Consider the following 16,522-nt stretch of genomic DNA (forward strand, 5'->3'; position numbering starts at 1 on the left):
CTATGCGAACGAAACGGAACTTAAGTTCATTGTGGTCACCACTTCATCCCCGCGTGCGTAGCCTCGCGGGCCAGGTCCTGCTCCTCCAGCTCGTCGTCGTCGGCGTCGTGCTGCTCGCGGTGGCCGCCGTGTCGGTCCACCAGTCGACCGTGGAGTTCCGCGACCTCCAGGGGCAGCGCATGATCGCGGTGGCCGAGAACGTGGCGTCGACGCCGGTGGTGCGCGACCAGCTGTCGGACCGCTCGGTCGAGCGCGTGCTGGCCCCCGAAGTCGATCGCGCCGTCAACCTGTCGGGCGCCACACTCGCCGAGATCGTCGCGCCGAACGGGGCGGTGACCGTGTCGTCCGATCCGACACGGCTCGGGGTGGTCGCGGAACTCGGTGCCAGCGACGTGATGACGGGGCGGGCCTGGTCGGGCGACGTGGACGTCGACGGACGCCGCGCCATCGTCGGGCACGTCCCGATCCTGTCCGCCACCGGGGACGTCCTCGCGGTCGTCACCGTCAGCGACGACTACCCGTCCGTCTGGGATCTGCTCAGCAGCGCGGGGGCGCGCCTGCTCCTGTATCTCGGAATCGGTGCCGGTCTCGGGCTTCTCGGCTCGTGGCTGCTCTCGCGCCGGATCAAGACCCACACCCGTGGACTCGAAATCGCCGAGATCGCAAGCCTTGCCGACCATCGCGAGGCCCTGTTGCACAGCATCCGCGAGGGTGTGGTCGCGGTGAACCCGGACGGGGTGATCACCGTGCTCAACGACAGCGCCCAGGAACTGCTCGACCTCACCGACGACGCCGTCGGCCGGCACGTCGACGACGTCGCGCTCGACCCCGCCGTCCGGCAATACCTCCTCAACGGGGAGGACGGCCGCGACGTGGTGCTGTCGACGTCGACGCGCATGCTCGCGCTGAGCAGGCGCGCGGCCACCAGCCAGGGGCACAAGATCGGCACCGTCACCACGATGCGCGACAGCACCGAACTGGCGTCCATGCAGAGCCAGCTGTCCTCGCACAAGAGTGTCACCGACACCCTGCGGGCGCAGACGCACGAGTTCGCCAACCAGCTGCACACGATCTCGGGCCTGACGCAGCTCGGTGACTACGACGCGGTCACCGACTTCGTCGGCACCCTCACCCGGCGCCGCGCCGAGATCAGTGACGCTGTCACGCAACGCATCTCCGACCCGGCCGTCGCCGCGTTGCTGATCGCGAAGACGTCGCTCGCCGCCGAGACCGGGGTAGCGCTGACATTGGAACCCGACTCGCACCTGCACGCCCTCGACCCCGAACTCGCCACCGACGTCATCACCGTCCTCGGCAACCTCATCGACAATGCCGTCGACGTGTCCGAGGGTGGCCGGGACGCGCGGATCTCGATCCGGATCACCGACGACGACGGCATCCTCATCGAGGTCGCCGATTCCGGCCCCGGAGTTCCCGAGACGATGCGGGAGGAGATCTTCTCGCGCGGGGTCACGTCGAAGCCGGGCACGCCCGGTGGCCGCGGAATCGGGCTCGCCCTGGTCCGTCTCGTCAGCTCCCAGCACGGCGGGTCCGCGGCCGTCTCGGACGCACCCGGCACCGGCGGTGCCTTGTTCACCGTCCACGTACCGCGTAGCTAGACTCTCCGATCATGACGGGACGGCGTGGCGATGTATGAGGTCCTGGTCGTCGACGACGACTTCATGGTCGCGGAGATCCATCGCCGATTCGTCGACAAGACACCGGGGTTCACCACCGTCGGCGTGGCGCGGACCGCCGCCGAGGCCCTCGAATCGGTGCGCACCGCACACCCCGACCTCGTGCTCCTCGACGTGTACCTGCCGGACATGTCCGGCCTCGACGTCCTGCAACGACTGCGCGCGGAGGGCAACGCCGTCGGCGTCATCATGATCACCGCCGCCCGGGAGATCGACACCGTCAGCCGCGCACTGCACGGCGGCGCCTCCGATTATCTGGTCAAACCGTTCGACTACACGCAGCTGCAGGAGAAGCTCGAGAACTTCCGGCGCCGTGCCCGCGCCCTCGAATCACAGTCCGGCGCAGACCAATCCCTGATCGACTCCCTGTTCGGGGGCAAGGGCAAGAATCCGGAGCCGAGCCGGCTCCCGAAGGGGCTCAGCGCCGAAACCGGGCGCCTGGTGCTCGACATCCTGCGGTCGAAGGGCGAGCTGTCGTCGACCGAATGCGCCGAACTCGCCGGACTGTCCCGGGTCAGCGTGCGCCGTTACCTCGAGCACTACCTGTCCGAGGGTCTGCTGGAGGTCCGGCTCGAGTACGGGGGCGCCGGCAGACCCGTCCGCCGCTACCGGCCCGCGCCACGCTGACACGGTCGGTCAGGATCGGGTGCAGGCGCCGGCGAGGGCGAACGGTGTCGAGTCGCCGGCACCGCGGCGCTCCGCGCGGTCCAGCAGCGCGAGCGTTCCGGAACCGAACGTCGGCGAGTAGGACACCGAATCAGTGCACCCGCCGTGGTCGAGGCCGCCGACGAGCGCGACGACCCGCGAACCCGTGACCCACGGACCGCCGCTCGTTCCCTCGCCGAGACCGTCGCAGATCACCGTGGGATAGCTGTCCGTCGACGTGGTCGCGGCGGTGCACGACACCGGACCGTCGGCGAGGGTCGGGTAGCCGGTCACGGCCACGGTGGTCGCGGGTTCCGGCGCGGACGCCAACTCGAATCCCCCACCGACCACCGATTCGACGGACGACGGCACGGTGGTTCCGCTCGGGGCCACCCGCAGCACGGCGTAGTCGTGCTGCGGGTCCTGCGACTCCAGCCAGGCGGGGTCGACATAGATCTGGGACACCGTCCACAGTCCGAACGGGGCCACGCCGCGATCGAATCCGGGCGCGAACGACAGCGCGCCCCCGGACCCCGCGATGCAGTGGGCGGCGGTGAGGACGAGGTCGCCGTCCGCGCTGTCCAGAACCGATCCGGTGCAGACGTGGATGGGCGTGCCGGCCAAGAACAGCGGACCGACGCGAGGATCCGGTGCCGCGGGCGCAGGCGCGGCGACGGCCGATCCCCCGGCTACGCAGGCAGCCAGGAGCAGGCCCACCGCGGCTGCCCCCGTGACGGACGTGCGGGAGGGCGTGACCACAGGACCATCATGCGCCGCTCGTCGCGCGAAGGCAGGCCGAATCCTGCGACCGGCCGCCGGGTCAGCTGCGTGGCGGAAGCTGCTGCAGCGCCCACTCGTTGCCGTCGGGGTCGGCGAAGTACACGAAGCGCCCCCACGCGAGGTCCTGAACCTCGCTGACCGGAACGCCGCGGGCCGACAGCTCGGCGTGGGCGGCATCGGCGTCGTCGATGACGATCTGCAACCCGTGCACCGAGCCGGGCGGGGTGTCGACGAGGCCCTCGCCGACGGCGATCGAGCACGCCGAACCGGGCGGTGTGAGCTGGACGAAACGCACGTTCTCGTTCACGCGGTGGTCGTGGTCGACGACGAAGCCGACCTGGTCGGCGTAGAACGCCTTGGCCCGGTCCACGTCGGACACCGGCAGAATGATCAGCTCGATTTTGTAGTCCATGACCGGATGCTATAGACGGCGTCCGACAACCGGGCCGAAACCGTTCACGCCTGTTGCGCGGCCTTCTCGGCGGCCTGCGCCTGCGCGACCTGTTGCGGGGTGAAGCGGATGAACATCGCGGCCAGTCCCGCGATGAGGGCGCAGCCGGCGCTGCCGACGAGGGCGAAGGTGTACCCGTTGCCGAGCGCCTCGAGTTGCGTCGGATTCATGTCGGCGACCTTGCCGGAGATGCCGCCGAGGGACAACGTCCGCGAGGTGGCCATCGCCCCGATGACGGCCAGGGCGAGGGGTCCGCCGAGGGTCTGCGCCACCTGGGCGATGGCGGCGAGCGGACCGATCTCCGTCTCGGACACTCCGGCGATGGCGCACAGCGGGAGCGGGACGACGGCGAGTCCGACACCGAATCCGATCCCGATGACCGGCACGAACAGGTTGCCGAGGTAGGTGGCGGAACTGTCGAGGGTCGAGCCGTAGAGCAGCCCGACCACCATGATCGCGGCGCCGGCGACCACGAGCCATCGGGGCTGGATCCGCACGGCGAGCTTGGACGCCACCGCGGCCGCGCCGCCGAGGCCGAACGCGAACGGGATGAACGCAAGGCCCGCCTCGAGGGGGCTGTAACCGAGAATGTCCTGGACGAACAACGCGACGAAGGCGGCGACCGTGAACATGACGGCACCGGCGAAGAAGATCGCGACGAGCGTCGCCACCCGGTTCTTGTCGCGGAACAGGGAGAACGGCAGCAGCGGGTTGTCGGCGGTCCGTTCGACGTACAGGAATGCGCAGAACAGCAGTAAACCGACGACGAGCGCGCCGATCACGTACGGACTCCCCCAGCCGAGTTCCGGACCCTCGGTGAGCGCGAACACGACGCCAGTCGCCGCGACGGTGGCGAGAACCGCACCGGGAACGTCGAGAGCCAGGCGCTCGCCCGCGGTCTCCTTCAACGCCACGAACGCGCACCCCACGATGACGACACCGATGGGGACGTTGATGAGGAAGATCAGGCGCCAGGACACCTCGGTGAGGGCGCCGCCGATGATCAGACCCGCGATCGACCCGATGCCCGTCATGGCCGCGAAGATCGCGATGGCCTGGTTACGCGCAGGTCCGGCCGCGAACGTGGTCGCGACCAGGGCCAGCGCCGTCGGGGACGCCACCGCGGCGCCGACACCCTGCAGGAACCGGGCGGCGATCAGCATGAACTCGCCCACCGCGAGACCGCACAGCAGCGAGGCGACGGTGAACAGGGCGACACCACCGACGAACATCTTCTTCCGGCCGAATGCGTCGCCGAGCCGTCCGCCGAGGAGCATGAGGCCACCGAATGCCAGCGCGTAGGACGTCAGTACCCAGTTGCGGCCGCTGTCGCTGAGACCGAGATCGGCCTGCAGCGGCGCGAGCGCCAGGTTGGCGACGGTGCCGTCGAGGACCACCATCATCTGCAGCCCGCTCAGCACGATGATCGCAAGCCCCATCACACGGGTGGCGGCGGGCGGATTCGCCGTGGCTCTCGCCGCAGACTTGTTCGACGCTGATGCGCCTTCGGGCACTCGGGATTCAGACACGAGGGTTCACGTTACCCAGCGTCCACAGAAAACCCGGCCACCGGCCCGATGACCACGATGGCGGGCGGCCGGATCTGCTCTTCCTTCACCCGTGCGGCGACGGTCTGGAGATCGGCCCGCACGGTGCGCTGCGTGCGCAGCGTGCCCTCCTGGATGACCGTGACCGGGGTGTCCACCGGACGCCCACCCTCCATGAGGACCGTCGCGAACGCCTCGATGCGCTCGACGGCCATCAGCAACACGATGGTGCCCTTCAACCGGGCCAGGGCCGACCAGTCGACGAGGGAATCCGGGTGGTCGGGGGCGACGTGACCGCTGACGACGACGAACTCGTGGGTGACGCCCCGGTGGGTGACGGGGATGCCGGCGGCCGACGGCACCGAGATGGCGCTGGTGATGCCGGGGACGACCGTGACGGGCACACCCGCCGCCGCGCACGCCTCGAGTTCCTCGTAGCCGCGCCCGAACACGTACGGGTCGCCGCCCTTGAGCCGCACCACGAACTTGCCTGCCTTCGCGCCGTCGATGAGGGCGGCGTTGATCGCCTCCTGCGCCATCGCGCGGCCGTAGGGAATCTTCGCCGCGTCGATGACCTCGACGTCGGAGCCGAGTTCGGCGAGCAGTTCCGGCGGGGCGAGCCGGTCGGCGACCACCACGTCGGCCCGGGCCAGCAGTCGACGGCCGCGCACGGTGATGAGATCGGGGTCGCCGGGGCCGCCGCCCACCAGTGCGACACCGGCCGCCGGGTGGTCGGCGGTGTCGGCGACCGCACCGGATTGCAGGCCCTCGACGAGTGCGGTGCGCACTGCGGCGGACCGGCGGTGGTCGCCGCCCGCCAGCACGCCGATGCTCATCCCGTCGTAGCTCGCGCTCGCCGGTGTGACGGCGGTGCCGTAGCGGGCGTTGTCGGCGCGGACGCAGAAGACACGACTGCGCTCCGCCTCGGCGACGATCGCCGCGTTGGTGTCCGGTTCGTCCGTGCACGCGATGGCGTACCAGGCGTCGGCGAGGTCGCCGTCCCGGTATTCGCGAAGTTCCAGTGTGATCTGTCCCGCGGTGGCCATTCCCTCGACCGCCGGCGTGACCGCGCGGCTGATCAGGTGCACCCGCGCACCCGACGCGATCAGGAGCCCGAGCCTGCGCTGTGCCACTGTTCCGCCACCGACCACGACCACACGACGATCGGCCAAATTGAGTCCGACCAGGTAGTTGGTCTCGTCTCCGGTGGCAGCAGTCACGCGCTCTCCCCGTTTCTCCAGAAAATCCTGCACGTCTCGTCTCGAACCTACGAAACTTTACGGGCTGCTGCGACGACGACGCCATTCGCGGACCACTTGGTCACGATCAGGGGCCCGCCACCCGCGCCGAGCACCGCCGCCGCTTCCGCGACGCTCGGCGATCCCGTCGCCGCGTGCACCCGGTCCGACGGGTTCGCCACCTCGACGGTGGCGAGTGCCCCCGCGGCGAATCCGCGGACGGGGACACCCAACGCCGCTGCCGCATCCCGGACAGCCGGGTCCGCTGCCTTGCGGTCGAGGGTGCACAGGCAGTCCAGCGTCGCGTCCGGACCCAGATTCGCGGACGTCAGCATCTGCCGGACGGCGGCGAGGATGTCCGCGCTGCCCGCTGCCGCGCGGAACCCGACGCCGACGCAGACGTCACCCATGCGCGGCGAAGGTGCGGGCCGCGCCGACGAAACGGGGGATCGCCTCCGGGTGACCCGCGGGGTGCGTGTGCAGGTACGACGCGTGCACGCCGCCGCGCACGAAACCCTCGCGCGCAGGGTCGCCGTCCCACGGCCGCCATCCCCAGGCCGGTGCGAAGCCGTCCGCCTCGGCCGCGGCGAGCGACGTGCGATGGAACTCGTGGCCGACCACCCGCTCACCGGTGGCGAAGAGGATGGAGTCCGTGACCGCCACCGCCTCGCGGTACCCGAGCGTGAGACGAGACCCGAACGAGGCGTCGACCCCGACCACTGAAGCCATCGCGTGCCCGTCGAGGCTGCGGGCGAGGTAGAGCAGACCGGCGCACTCCGCATGGATCGGTGCACCCGCCGCGGCGAGTTCCCGGATCTGTGTCAGGAGCGCAGAGTTTTCCCCGAGGGCGACGGCGTGCTCCTCGGGGAAACCACCGGGCAGCACCACGCCGCTCGTGCCGGGCGGCAGCGCGTCGTGCAGGGGGTCGAACGTGATGACGTCCGCACCGGCGGCGCCCAGGAGTTCGCGGTGTTCGGCGTACCCGAAGGTGAACGCCCGGCCCCCGGCGATCGCCACGGTCGGGCGCGGGCCGGGCGGAATCGGCCCGACCTCGGCGGCGGGGTCCCACACCGGCCCGTCGACCGCCGAGGCCGCGAGCGCGCGGATGGCGGGCAGGTCGAGGTGGCGGGCGGCCAATCGGGTCATCGCATCGACGGCGTCCACCGCGTCGGATCCGTGCTCCGCCGCCGGGATCAGACCCAGGTGTCGGGACGGGACCTCCAGTTCGGCCATCCGCGGCACGGCGCCGAGCACGGGGAGCCCGACGCGCTCGCATGCCTGCCGCAGCACCTGTTCGTGCCGCGGGCTTCCCACCCGGTTGAGGATCACCCCGCCGATGCGGACCCCGGAGTCGTAGGTCGAGAAGCCGTGCAGGACCGCGGCCAGGCTCTGGCTGTGCCCGCGGGCGTCGACCACGAGCACGACCGGTGCGCCGAGCAGTGCGGCCACCTGGGCCGTCGATCCCTCGGCCGACGGCTCCTGCGACGCGGCGTCGATCTTGCCGTCGAACAGGCCCATGACGCCCTCGACGACCGCGAGGTCGCACCCCGAACTGCCGTGCCGGTACAGCGGGGCGATCCTCTGCGCGCCCACCATGACCGGGTCGAGATTGCGTCCCGGCCGTCCGGCCGCGAGCCCGTGGTATCCGGGGTCGATGTAGTCGGGGCCGACCTTGAACGGTGCCACCCTGCAGCCCGACTCACGCAATGCCCCCACCAAACCGGTTGCGACGGTGGTTTTTCCGCTACCCGATGCGGGGGCGGCGATGACCACTGCGGGCGCCGCGGGGAGCGTGGTCACCACTCGATGCCCCGCTGGCCCTTCCGGCCGGCGTCCATCGGATGCTTGATCTTGGTCATCTCCGTCACCAGATCCGCGGCGTCGATCAGCGCCTGCGGGGCGTCGCGGCCCGTGATCACCACGTGCTGGTTACCCGGCCGATTCTGCAGGACCTCGACCACCTCGTCGACATCCACCCATCCCCACTTCAGGGGATACGTGAACTCGTCCAGCACGTAGAACCGGTGTTCCTCGGCCCCGAGCCGGCGGGCGATCTCGCGCCATCCCTCGGCGGCCGCGGCAGCGTGGTCTTCCTCGCTGCCGTGCTTGCGCGTCCACGACCAACCCTCGCCCATCTTGTGCCACTGCACCGCCCCACCGACACCGGTGTCCTCGTGCAGCTGACCGAGGGCGCGGAAGGCTGCTTCCTCCCCCACCTTCCACTTGGCGCTCTTGACGAACTGGAACACCCCGACGTCGAATCCCTGATTCCAGGCACGCAGCGCCATGCCGAATGCCGCCGTCGACTTCCCCTTACCCGGCCCGGTGTGGACCGCGAGCACGGGAGCGTTACGTCGTTGACGTGTGGTGAGGCCATCGTCGGGAACGTTCTCGGGAATACCCTTGGGCATGTGTCTTCTCTCTCCCCTACCGACTCCGCGTCCGGATCACGCCGCGGCGCGGACGACGCCCGCGACCTGCTGCGCGGACAATTCACCGAGGCGGACGTAGCCGCCCCGCAACCTGCGGGCCAGCTCCGCGGCCAGGCCCAGCCGGACCATGCCGGTCTCGCAGTCGACGACCACCGACGCGACCGAGCTGTCCGCGAGCAGCCCCGCGGCCACCTTCGCCCGGTGCAGTGCGTCCTTGCCGCCGGTCGCACGCCCGTCCGTCAGCGCGACGACGAGGGCGCGGCGCTGCGGATCGCGGAGACGTTCCCGCAACACGACCTCGCGCGCGCGCAGAAACCCTTCAGCCAGTGGGGATTTGCCGCCCGTCTTCATTCCGCGCAGGCGGCGGACGGCGATGTCCACCGAAGAGGTGGGCGGCAGCACCAGTTCCGCGGCTCGTCCGCGAACCGTGATCACGGCCACCTTGTCGCGGCGCTGATAGGCGTCGCGCAGCAGTGAGACGACGGCACCGGTCACGGCCGACAACCGGTCACGAGCCGCCATCGACCCGGACGCGTCCACGACGAACACCACGAGGTTGCCCTCGCGGCCCTCACGAATCGCCCCGCGTAGATCGGCGGAGTCCAGGATCATCCGACCGGTGCTCCGGCCGCGGGCGACCTGTCGCTCAGCGGCGGCGAAGAGCGTGCCCACCAGGTGGAGTCCGTGCCCCTGTTCGGCGGTGGAGCGCACCGCGCGACCGCGGGACGAGCGCGACCGGGAACGCCGGCCGGGCGCGCCCTCGCCGACTCCGGGTACCTCGAGGAGCTTGGTGGTGAACTGGGTGCCGGTCGGTCCCGCCGGGCGTTCCGGGGGTGCCGGAGCCCCGCCTCCGGACCCGTCGGGATCGTCGGGTCCCTCGGGGTCGGTGTCCGAGCCGTCCGGTCCGGGCGGGGTCTCCGGCGGCGATCCCGGCTCCTGCTCCGGCGATTCCTCGGCGCCGGACCTGGCATCCTCGTCGGCCTGACGGAGAGCGTCGTCGAGCTGCTGTTCATCGAGGCCGGGTTCGTCGAACGGATCCCGGCGGCGGCGGTGCGGCAGGGTCAGCTCTGCGGCGACCCGCACGTCCTCCGCCGTGACGGCGCCGGCGCCCCGCCATGCGGCGTGCGCGGTCGCGGTCCGGGCGAGGACGAGATCGGCGCGCATGCCGTCCACGTCGAACGACGCACAGAGAGAAGAGATTCGGCGCAACTCGACGTCGTCGAGCTCGACGGAGCCGAGCCGGTCGCGGGCCTCGAGGATGGCGGCGGCCAAGGCGGCGTCCTGCTCGGCGTAGCGCTCGGCGAACCGTGCGGGGTCACGCTCGAAGTCCAGGCGACGCCGGACCACCTCCATGCGCACGTCCACCTCCCGCGACGCGGCGACATCGACGGCCAGCCCGAACCGGTCCAGGAGCTGCGGCCGGAGCTCGCCCTCCTCCGGGTTCATCGTGCCGACCAGCACGAACCGGGCGGCGTGCGAGTGCGAGATGCCGTCACGCTCGATGTGGACGCGACCCATCGCCGCCGCGTCGAGGAGCACGTCGACCAGATGGTCGTGCAGAAGGTTGACCTCGTCGACGTAGAGAACACCCTGATGGGCGGCCGACAGCAGTCCGGGTTGGAACGCCCGCTCACCGTCGCGCAGGACCTTCTCGAGGTCGAGCGAACCGACCACGCGGTCTTCGGTGGCTCCGACCGGCAGTTCGATCAGTCGCGCCGGGCGCGTCCCGTTCTCGTCGTGCACCGCGGGCAGCAATGCGGTGAGTGCGCGGACCACCGTCGACTTGGCCGTCCCCTTCTCACCGCGGACGAGGACGCCGCCGATACCGGGATGGACCGCGCAGAGGATGAGAGCCAGCCGCAACCGGTCCTGACCGACCACAGCGCTGAACGGGAATCCCCACGAAAAGTCGGGTCGAACCTGGTCCACTTCACGATCCGTACGCACGCTGCATCCCTTCACGTCCCGGTTTCCTCGCCGAGAGCTTTGGCCGGTACGAACGCCGCGGCAATCTGGCTGGGAGACCGGATCGGCAACCAGGGTGGTGGCAGCCGGTCAGAGATCCGTCACAGTGGCGGGACCGCGCCTGATTCGAACAGGACTTCCCCGCGGACATTCACCTGACGACCCTAGTCGGCGCTCACTGCCCGGCGCTCGACGGGGCCGCCTCGGCGACCTCGTAGGCGTCGCCGTAAGCGGCACCGCCGCCGCGCCGCATGGGGACGTGCGGAATGCCGTCCTCGACGAATTCTTCACCGTCCGGCTTGAAACCGTGCTTGGCATACATGTCCACCAGGTACGTCTGCGCGTTGATGCGGCACGGCGCGTCGCCGACCTCGGCGAGCGCGGCGCGCAGCAGACGCGTGGTGTGCCCCTGCCCACGCGCCGGCCGCGACGTGCACAGCCGACCGATGCGGAACGACTTGTTGCCGTCGGCGTGCTCCTCGAGGAGCCGGAGAGTGCAGACCACCTGGCCGTCCTGCTCCAGCCAGAAGTGGCGGGTCTCGACCAGCAGATCACGGCCGTCGAGTTCCGGGTACGGGCACGCCTGCTCGACGACGAAGACCTCTACGCGAAGCTTGAGCAACTCGTAGAGCGTCTTGTTGTCGAGATCGAGTGCCCACGAACGCTTGAGTGCTGCAGTTGCCGTCATGACAGGCAACTATCGCACAGCACCGGCAAGTGTGCGCGCCCGTGGACCCGGGCCGGGCGGTCCGTCAGACCGCGACCGACGCGTCCTCCACCTTGCTGGTGTCGAGCTGGAGCACCTTCGACGTCCAGTCCCACACCTGCGAGAACAGCGCGGTGTCGTCGGAGAGCTTCACGCCCAGCGACGGCACCATTTCCTGGAGCTTCGGCTTCCACGACTCGTACTGGGTCGGGAAGCAGCGCTGCAGCACGTCGAGCATGGCGGGCACCGCGGTCGATGCACCCGGCGACGCGCCGAGCAGGCCCGCGATGCTGCCGTCGGCAGCGTTGACGACGGCGGTGCCGAACTCGAGGACACCACCCTTGCCCTTGGCTCGACGGATGACCTGCACGCGCTGGCCCGCGGTGATCAGCTCCCAGTCCTTGCCGAGCGCCTTCGGCACGAACTCCCGGAGGGTCTCGATCCGGCCGGCCTCGGACATCGCGAGCTCACTGATCAGATACTTGACGAGACCGAGTTCGCTGACCCCGACCCCGAGCATCGAGAGCAGGTTGTTCGGCTTGACCGAACTGGGCAGATCGGTGACGCGGCCCTGCTTGAGGAACTTGGGCGACCAGCCGGCGTAGGGCCCGAACAGCAGTCCGGGCTTGTTGCCGATCACGCGGGTATCGAGGTGCGGAACCGACATGGGCGGCGCGCCGACGGCGGCCTTGCCGTAGACCTTGGCGCGGTGCTGGTCGATGAGCTCCGGGTTGGTGCAGCGCAGGAACGCGCCGCTGACGGGGAACCCGCCGAAGCCCTTGGCCTCCTCGATGCCGGATTTCTGCAGCAGGTGCAGCGCACCGCCACCGGCGCCGACGAACACGAACTTGGCGCGCACGACCTTCTTCACACCGTTGCGTCGGTTGGTGACCTTGACCACCCAGCTGCCGTCGGACTGCTTGGTGAGGTCGGTGACCTCGTGCCCGAAGTGGACGACGCCGCCGGACGCCCCGACGTAACCGAGAAGCTGCTTGGTCAGGGCGCCGAAGTCGACATCGGTGCCGTCCTGGGTCCAGTTGAGGGCGACGGGATCGCTGAAGTCGCGGCCCTTCGCCATCAACGGCAGGCGACGGGTGAACTCGTCGGGGGCGTCGATGTACTCCATGCCCGCGAACAGGGGGTGACCGGCGAGGGCGTCGTAGCGGGCCCGGAGGTACTTCGCGTTGGCCTCGCCGTGCACGAAGCTCACGTGCGGGATGGGGTTGATGAACTCCTTGGGCTGCGTCAGCACACCGCTCTCGACGCCGTGCGCCCAGAACTGCCGCGACACCTGGAACTGCTCGTTCACGTTGACGGCCTTCGTGATGTCCACGGTGCCGTCGGCGTTCTGCGGGGTGTAATTGAGCTCACACAGCGCAGAGTGGCCGGTGCCCGCGTTGTTCCACGGGTCGCTGCTCTCGGCGGCTACTGCGTCGAGCCGCTCGAATGTGGTGATCGACCAATCGGGCTGCACCTGACGCAGGATCGCTCCCAGCGTCGCGCTCATGATGCCCGCGCCAACCAGCACTACATCCGTTTTCGTCTCTACCGCATTCTGATCTGACACTGGAGTATCGACTTCCTTGTCCATAGCCGTACGCGCATACGCCTGCCGTGTTCGCCGGATAGGTTACCCGCGCGTATGAGCGAGAATCACCTGCCCCAATTGTGCGCCTCCCCGCGCCCCCGAATCGCACATTAGATTGTGATCTGTGACTACATGGGCTCCCGACGTTCTCGGCGACGGTTATCAGCAGCTGACCATTCCTCTCGGCACCGACCCCGACGGCGAGGGCGAGGTGAAAGCCACGCTGATCCGCTACCAGCCCGCGCAGGAGACGAAGAAGACCGGCCGCGCCGTGCTCTACGTCCACGGATTCACCGACTACTTCTTCCAGAAGCACCTGGCCGAGCACTTCGCCGAACAGGGTTACGCGTTCTTCGCACTCGATCTGCGCAAGTGCGGGCGTTCGCTCGAACCCGGCCAGACGCCGCACTTCGTCTCCGATCTGACACTGTACGACGCCGAACTGAACGAGGCGTTGCGCCAGGTCCGGGAACAGACCGGTGACGGGGAGGTCCTGCTCGTCGCGCATTCGACGGGTGGTCTGGTTCTGCCGCTGTGGCTGCACCGCCTGCAGCGCAAGCCGGGCGGCACCGCCGCACTCGGCATCAGCGGGGTCATCCTCAACAGCCCGTGGTTCGACCTGCAGGGTCCGTCGTACCTGCGGAACGTGGGGACGGTGGCCGTCGACGCGGTCGGGCGCGTCAAGCGCAAGTCGATCGTCCCGAAGACCGGGCTCGACACATACGGTGTGAGCCTGCACGTCGAGGGCAACGGCATCTGGAACTACAACCTCGACTGGAAGCCACTGAGCGGTTTCCCAGTCACGTTCGGGTGGCTGCGCGCGGTGCGCCGCGGGCACGCCCAGCTGCACCGCGGTCTCGACATCGGGGTTCCCGCGCTGATCCTCCGGTCCAAGGCGTCGTACTTCGCGCCGCGGTACGACCCCCGAGTCGACACGGCCGACGCCGTCCTCGACGTCCGGCAGATCGCCCGCTGGGCGGGGTGCCTCGGCGATCGCACCACGATCGTCCCGATCGCGGGCGCCCGGCACGACGTGTTCCTGTCCGCCGACCAGCCCCGGGCGGAGGCGTTCGCCGAGGTGGACCTCTGGCTCGACTGGCTGCACGGCCACAACGCCGCGGAGGCCAACCGATGACACATTTCGATCTGGCGATCATCGGTTCGGGGTCCGGCAACTCGCTGCCCGACGATCGGTTCGCGGACAAGACGGTCGCGATCCTGGAGGAGGGCACGTTCGGCGGGACGTGCCTGAACGTGGGTTGCATCCCGACGAAGATGTTCGTCTACGCCGCGGAGGTGGCCCGCACGGTCGGCAATTCCGCGAAGTACGGCGTCGACGCGCAGCTCGAGGGGGTGCGCTGGCCGGACATCGTCAAACGGGTCTTCGGACGCATCGACCCGATCTCGTCCGGCGGTGAGCGTTACCGCGCCGAGGACAGCCCGAACACCACGCTGTTTCGCGGGCACGCGACGTTCGTGGGCCCACGGACCCTCGACACGGGAACCGGGGAGGTCGTCACCGCCGACCAGGTGGTGATCGCTGCCGGATCCCGGCCGACCATTCCCGGCGTGGTCCGGGAATCGGGCGTGCGGTACTACACGAACGACGACATCATGCGGTTGCCGGAGCTGCCCGAGCGCATGGTGATCATCGGCGCGGGATTCATCGCCGCCGAGTTCGCGCACGTGTTCTCCGCGCTGGGCACCCGGGTGTCTGTGATCGCGCGCAGCTCCCACCTGCTGCGGCACCTCGACGAGGACGTCTCCCGCAGGTTCACGGATCTCGCCCAGAAGAAATGGGACGTGCACCGCGGCAGCGCCGTCGCCGCCGTGCGCGGGGACGGTTCCGGTGTCGCGGTCGAACTGGAGGACGGCACCGTCGTCTCGGGTGACGTTCTCCTGGTGGCGACCGGGCGGCAGTCGAACGGGGACGCCATCGGGGCCGCCGCCGGTGGCATCGACCTCGACGACGAGGGACGTGTCGTGGTCGACGACTACCAACGAACCAGTGCCGAAGGCGTTTTCGCGCTCGGGGACGTCTCGTCGCCGTACCAGCTCAAGCACGTCGCCAACCACGAGGCGCGAGTCGTTCAGCACAATCTCCTGCAGGATGCGTGGAAGGACACGTCGGGGCTGCGTGCCTCGGACCACCGGTTCGTTCCGGCGGCCGTGTTCACCGACCCGCAGATCGCGCATGTGGGGCTGACCGAGGCCGAGGCCCGGGAGGCGGGCTGGGACATCACGGTGAAGGTGCAGGCGTACGGGGACGTCGCCTACGGGTGGGCCATGGAGGACGACGAGGGCCTGTGCAAGGTCGTCGCCGAACGCGGCACCGGGCGTCTGCTCGGTGCGCACGTGATCGGCGCCCAGGCGCCCACGGTGATCCAGCCGCTGATCCAGGCGATGAGTTTCGGGCTGACCGCGCAGCAGATGGCGCGGGGGCAGTACTGGATCCACCCGGCGCTGCCCGAGGTCGTCGAGAACGCCCTCCTCGGCCTCGACCTGCCGCCCGAGTGACGGTCGCCAAGTCCGTCGCGCTGTTCGCCGTCGCGGCGCTGTTCGAGATCGGCGGCGCGTGGCTGGTGTGGCAGGGCGTCCGCGAGCACCGGGGCTGGATCTGGATCGGCGCCGGTGTGGCGGCGCTCGGGGCGTACGGGTTCGTCGCGACGATGCAGCCGGACGCGAACTTCGGCCGCATCCTCGCCGCGTACGGCGGGGTGTTCGTCGCGGGCTCGCTGATCTGGGGCATGGTGGCGGACGGCTTCCGCCCGGACCGCTGGGACGTCTCGGGTGCCCTGATCTGCCTGCTGGGCATGGCCGTCATCATGTACGCCCCACGCTGAGCACGGTCGCGCCCGGCGTGGGGCCGGGATCTACCAGGGGCTGGTGCGGAGAACGATCTCGGTGGCCAGCTCCGCCGCCGCGGCCGCCGGGACGTTGGTGACACCGTCGAGTTGTACGACGCGGAAGTCGGAGTAGACGAAGCGTCCGCTCGCGTCCGCCTCGGCACGCCGGTCGGGGCTGCCGACCATCACGGTCGTGGGGAGTTCGACGGGCGGGCAGTCGGATCCGCGCACCGCACCGGCGGCGTCGGGTGCGGCCGGATGCCCCCGGTCGGCCACCACGAGGCTGGCGAAGCGTCCGAACTGGCGGGCCGCCAGTGACCACGCCAGTTCGGCTCCCTCCCGGCTCCCGACGAGGTTGACCCACCCGACCTTCAGTTCGTCGAGCAGCGCCATGATCGTCGATTCGTCGAGACCGGTGATGTCCTCGGGAACGATCGTGCGCAGATCGGAATTGTGCAGGCGCTCGCAGACGCCGTCGTAGACATCCGGTCCGTCGCCGGCCCCCGGTAGCAGGAGAACGGTGTGTTTGCTCTCCGGTCCGTCGATGCGGACCGTGCAGTTTCCATTTCCCACCGCCACGTGCGTCAGTTCCATGGGCTAAAAACTACGCGATCGGGGACGTCTTGC

16 protein-coding genes are annotated in these 16,522 nt (G+C 69.8%); 5 read left to right on the forward strand and 11 right to left on the reverse strand.

The window, feature by feature from the left end:
• Positions 1-2 precede the first annotated feature (2 nt).
• Together WKC72_RS27265 and WKC72_RS27270 are read left to right on the forward strand one after the other, a co-directional pair.
• Entirely contained in the window at positions 3-1,619 is a 1,617-nt protein-coding gene (locus WKC72_RS27265; protein ID WP_370180400.1) for an ATP-binding protein, read from the forward strand.
• Between the two features lie 30 nt (positions 1,620-1,649).
• The gene (locus WKC72_RS27270; protein WP_025432363.1) at positions 1,650-2,324 is read left to right on the forward strand and encodes a response regulator; all 675 of its coding nucleotides are present in this window, start codon (positions 1,650-1,652) and stop codon (positions 2,322-2,324) included.
• Between the two features lie 9 nt (positions 2,325-2,333).
• Here the strand turns inward: WKC72_RS27270 and WKC72_RS27275 are convergent, their stop codons facing one another.
• From WKC72_RS27275 to mqo, 10 genes are all read right to left on the reverse strand, one after another.
• On the reverse strand, positions 2,334-3,101 hold the full coding sequence (locus WKC72_RS27275; RefSeq protein ID WP_037245659.1) for a serine protease: 768 nt from the start codon (positions 3,099-3,101) through the stop codon (positions 2,334-2,336).
• A gap of 61 nt (positions 3,102-3,162) precedes the next feature.
• Positions 3,163-3,534, reverse strand: coding sequence for a glyoxalase superfamily protein (locus WKC72_RS27280; protein WP_005240620.1), 372 nt, complete (start codon positions 3,532-3,534; stop codon positions 3,163-3,165).
• A 44-nt stretch (positions 3,535-3,578) separates the two neighbouring features.
• Positions 3,579-5,012 carry an MFS transporter gene (locus WKC72_RS27285; protein ID WP_112299251.1) on the reverse strand — a complete coding sequence of 478 codons (1,434 nt, stop codon included), beginning with the start codon at positions 5,010-5,012 and terminating at the stop codon, positions 3,579-3,581.
• A 101-nt stretch (positions 5,013-5,113) separates the two neighbouring features.
• Positions 5,114-6,340, reverse strand: coding sequence for a uroporphyrinogen-III C-methyltransferase (cobA, locus tag WKC72_RS27290; protein ID WP_112299267.1), 1,227 nt, complete (start codon positions 6,338-6,340; stop codon positions 5,114-5,116).
• Between the two features lie 47 nt (positions 6,341-6,387).
• Positions 6,388-6,768, reverse strand: a complete 381-nt coding sequence (locus WKC72_RS27295) for a cobalamin biosynthesis protein (protein WP_037245654.1) — start codon at positions 6,766-6,768, stop codon at positions 6,388-6,390.
• Complete coding sequence (locus tag WKC72_RS27300; RefSeq protein ID WP_112299252.1) at positions 6,761-8,161, reverse strand: cobyrinate a,c-diamide synthase; 1,401 nt, start codon at positions 8,159-8,161, stop codon at positions 6,761-6,763. The genes WKC72_RS27295 and WKC72_RS27300 overlap by 8 nt, the downstream gene beginning before the upstream one ends.
• A complete protein-coding gene (cobO, locus tag WKC72_RS27305; RefSeq protein ID WP_370180401.1) occupies positions 8,155-8,769 on the reverse strand; it encodes a cob(I)yrinic acid a,c-diamide adenosyltransferase in 615 nt (204 codons plus the stop codon). Before cobO ends, WKC72_RS27300 begins: the two co-directional genes overlap by 7 nt.
• 36 nt (positions 8,770-8,805) lie before the next feature.
• On the reverse strand, positions 8,806-10,719 hold the full coding sequence (locus WKC72_RS27310) for a magnesium chelatase subunit D family protein (protein ID WP_370184547.1): 1,914 nt from the start codon (positions 10,717-10,719) through the stop codon (positions 8,806-8,808).
• 211 nt (positions 10,720-10,930) lie between these two features.
• Positions 10,931-11,443 carry a GNAT family N-acetyltransferase gene (locus WKC72_RS27315; protein ID WP_037245643.1) on the reverse strand — a complete coding sequence of 171 codons (513 nt, stop codon included), beginning with the start codon at positions 11,441-11,443 and terminating at the stop codon, positions 10,931-10,933.
• Between the two features lie 64 nt (positions 11,444-11,507).
• On the reverse strand, positions 11,508-13,052 hold the full coding sequence (mqo, locus tag WKC72_RS27320) for a malate dehydrogenase (quinone) (protein WP_128638923.1): 1,545 nt from the start codon (positions 13,050-13,052) through the stop codon (positions 11,508-11,510).
• Positions 13,053-13,173: 121 nt separating this feature from the next.
• Here mqo and WKC72_RS27325 point away from each other — a divergent pair, with 121 nt between their 5' ends.
• The 3 genes from WKC72_RS27325 to WKC72_RS27335 are packed head-to-tail and all read left to right on the forward strand — an operon-like array spanning position 13,174 to position 15,892.
• On the forward strand, positions 13,174-14,184 hold the full coding sequence (locus WKC72_RS27325) for an alpha/beta hydrolase (RefSeq protein WP_037245639.1): 1,011 nt from the start codon (positions 13,174-13,176) through the stop codon (positions 14,182-14,184).
• The gene (gene mtr / locus WKC72_RS27330; RefSeq protein ID WP_370180402.1) at positions 14,181-15,566 is read left to right on the forward strand and encodes a mycothione reductase; all 1,386 of its coding nucleotides are present in this window, start codon (positions 14,181-14,183) and stop codon (positions 15,564-15,566) included. Before WKC72_RS27325 ends, mtr begins: the two co-directional genes overlap by 4 nt.
• A complete protein-coding gene (locus WKC72_RS27335; protein WP_015890329.1) occupies positions 15,563-15,892 on the forward strand; it encodes a YnfA family protein in 330 nt (109 codons plus the stop codon). The genes mtr and WKC72_RS27335 overlap by 4 nt, the downstream gene beginning before the upstream one ends.
• 30 nt (positions 15,893-15,922) lie before the next feature.
• On the opposite strand, the gene WKC72_RS27340 is transcribed toward WKC72_RS27335, so the two are convergent.
• The gene (locus WKC72_RS27340; protein ID WP_037245631.1) at positions 15,923-16,489 is read right to left on the reverse strand and encodes an alpha/beta fold hydrolase; all 567 of its coding nucleotides are present in this window, start codon (positions 16,487-16,489) and stop codon (positions 15,923-15,925) included.
• Positions 16,490-16,522 lie beyond the last annotated feature (33 nt).

This window comes from Rhodococcus wratislaviensis (assembly GCF_041228765.1).
GTDB classification, from domain to species: Bacteria; Actinomycetota; Actinomycetes; order Mycobacteriales; family Mycobacteriaceae; genus Rhodococcus_F; species Rhodococcus_F wratislaviensis.

Excerpts from the sequence above, each read along its gene's own strand:
- WKC72_RS27265 (WP_370180400.1), top strand. The coding sequence starts at position 3 with ATGCGAACGAAACGGAACTTAAGTTCATTGTGGTCACCACTTCATCCC.
- WKC72_RS27270 (WP_025432363.1), top strand. The coding sequence starts at position 1,650 with ATGTATGAGGTCCTGGTCGTCGACGACGACTTCATGGTCGCGGAGATC.
- WKC72_RS27280 (WP_005240620.1), bottom strand. The coding sequence starts at position 3,534 with ATGGACTACAAAATCGAGCTGATCATTCTGCCGGTGTCCGACGTGGAC.
- WKC72_RS27285 (WP_112299251.1), bottom strand. The coding sequence starts at position 5,012 with ATGGGGCTTGCGATCATCGTGCTGAGCGGGCTGCAGATGATGGTGGTC.
- WKC72_RS27295 (WP_037245654.1), bottom strand. The coding sequence starts at position 6,768 with ATGGGTGACGTCTGCGTCGGCGTCGGGTTCCGCGCGGCAGCGGGCAGC.
- cobO (WP_370180401.1), bottom strand. The coding sequence starts at position 8,769 with ATGCCCAAGGGTATTCCCGAGAACGTTCCCGACGATGGCCTCACCACA.
- WKC72_RS27315 (WP_037245643.1), bottom strand. The coding sequence starts at position 11,443 with ATGACGGCAACTGCAGCACTCAAGCGTTCGTGGGCACTCGATCTCGAC.
- mqo (WP_128638923.1), bottom strand. The coding sequence starts at position 13,052 with ATGGACAAGGAAGTCGATACTCCAGTGTCAGATCAGAATGCGGTAGAG.
- mtr (WP_370180402.1), top strand. The coding sequence starts at position 14,181 with ATGACACATTTCGATCTGGCGATCATCGGTTCGGGGTCCGGCAACTCG.
- WKC72_RS27340 (WP_037245631.1), bottom strand. The coding sequence starts at position 16,489 with ATGGAACTGACGCACGTGGCGGTGGGAAATGGAAACTGCACGGTCCGC.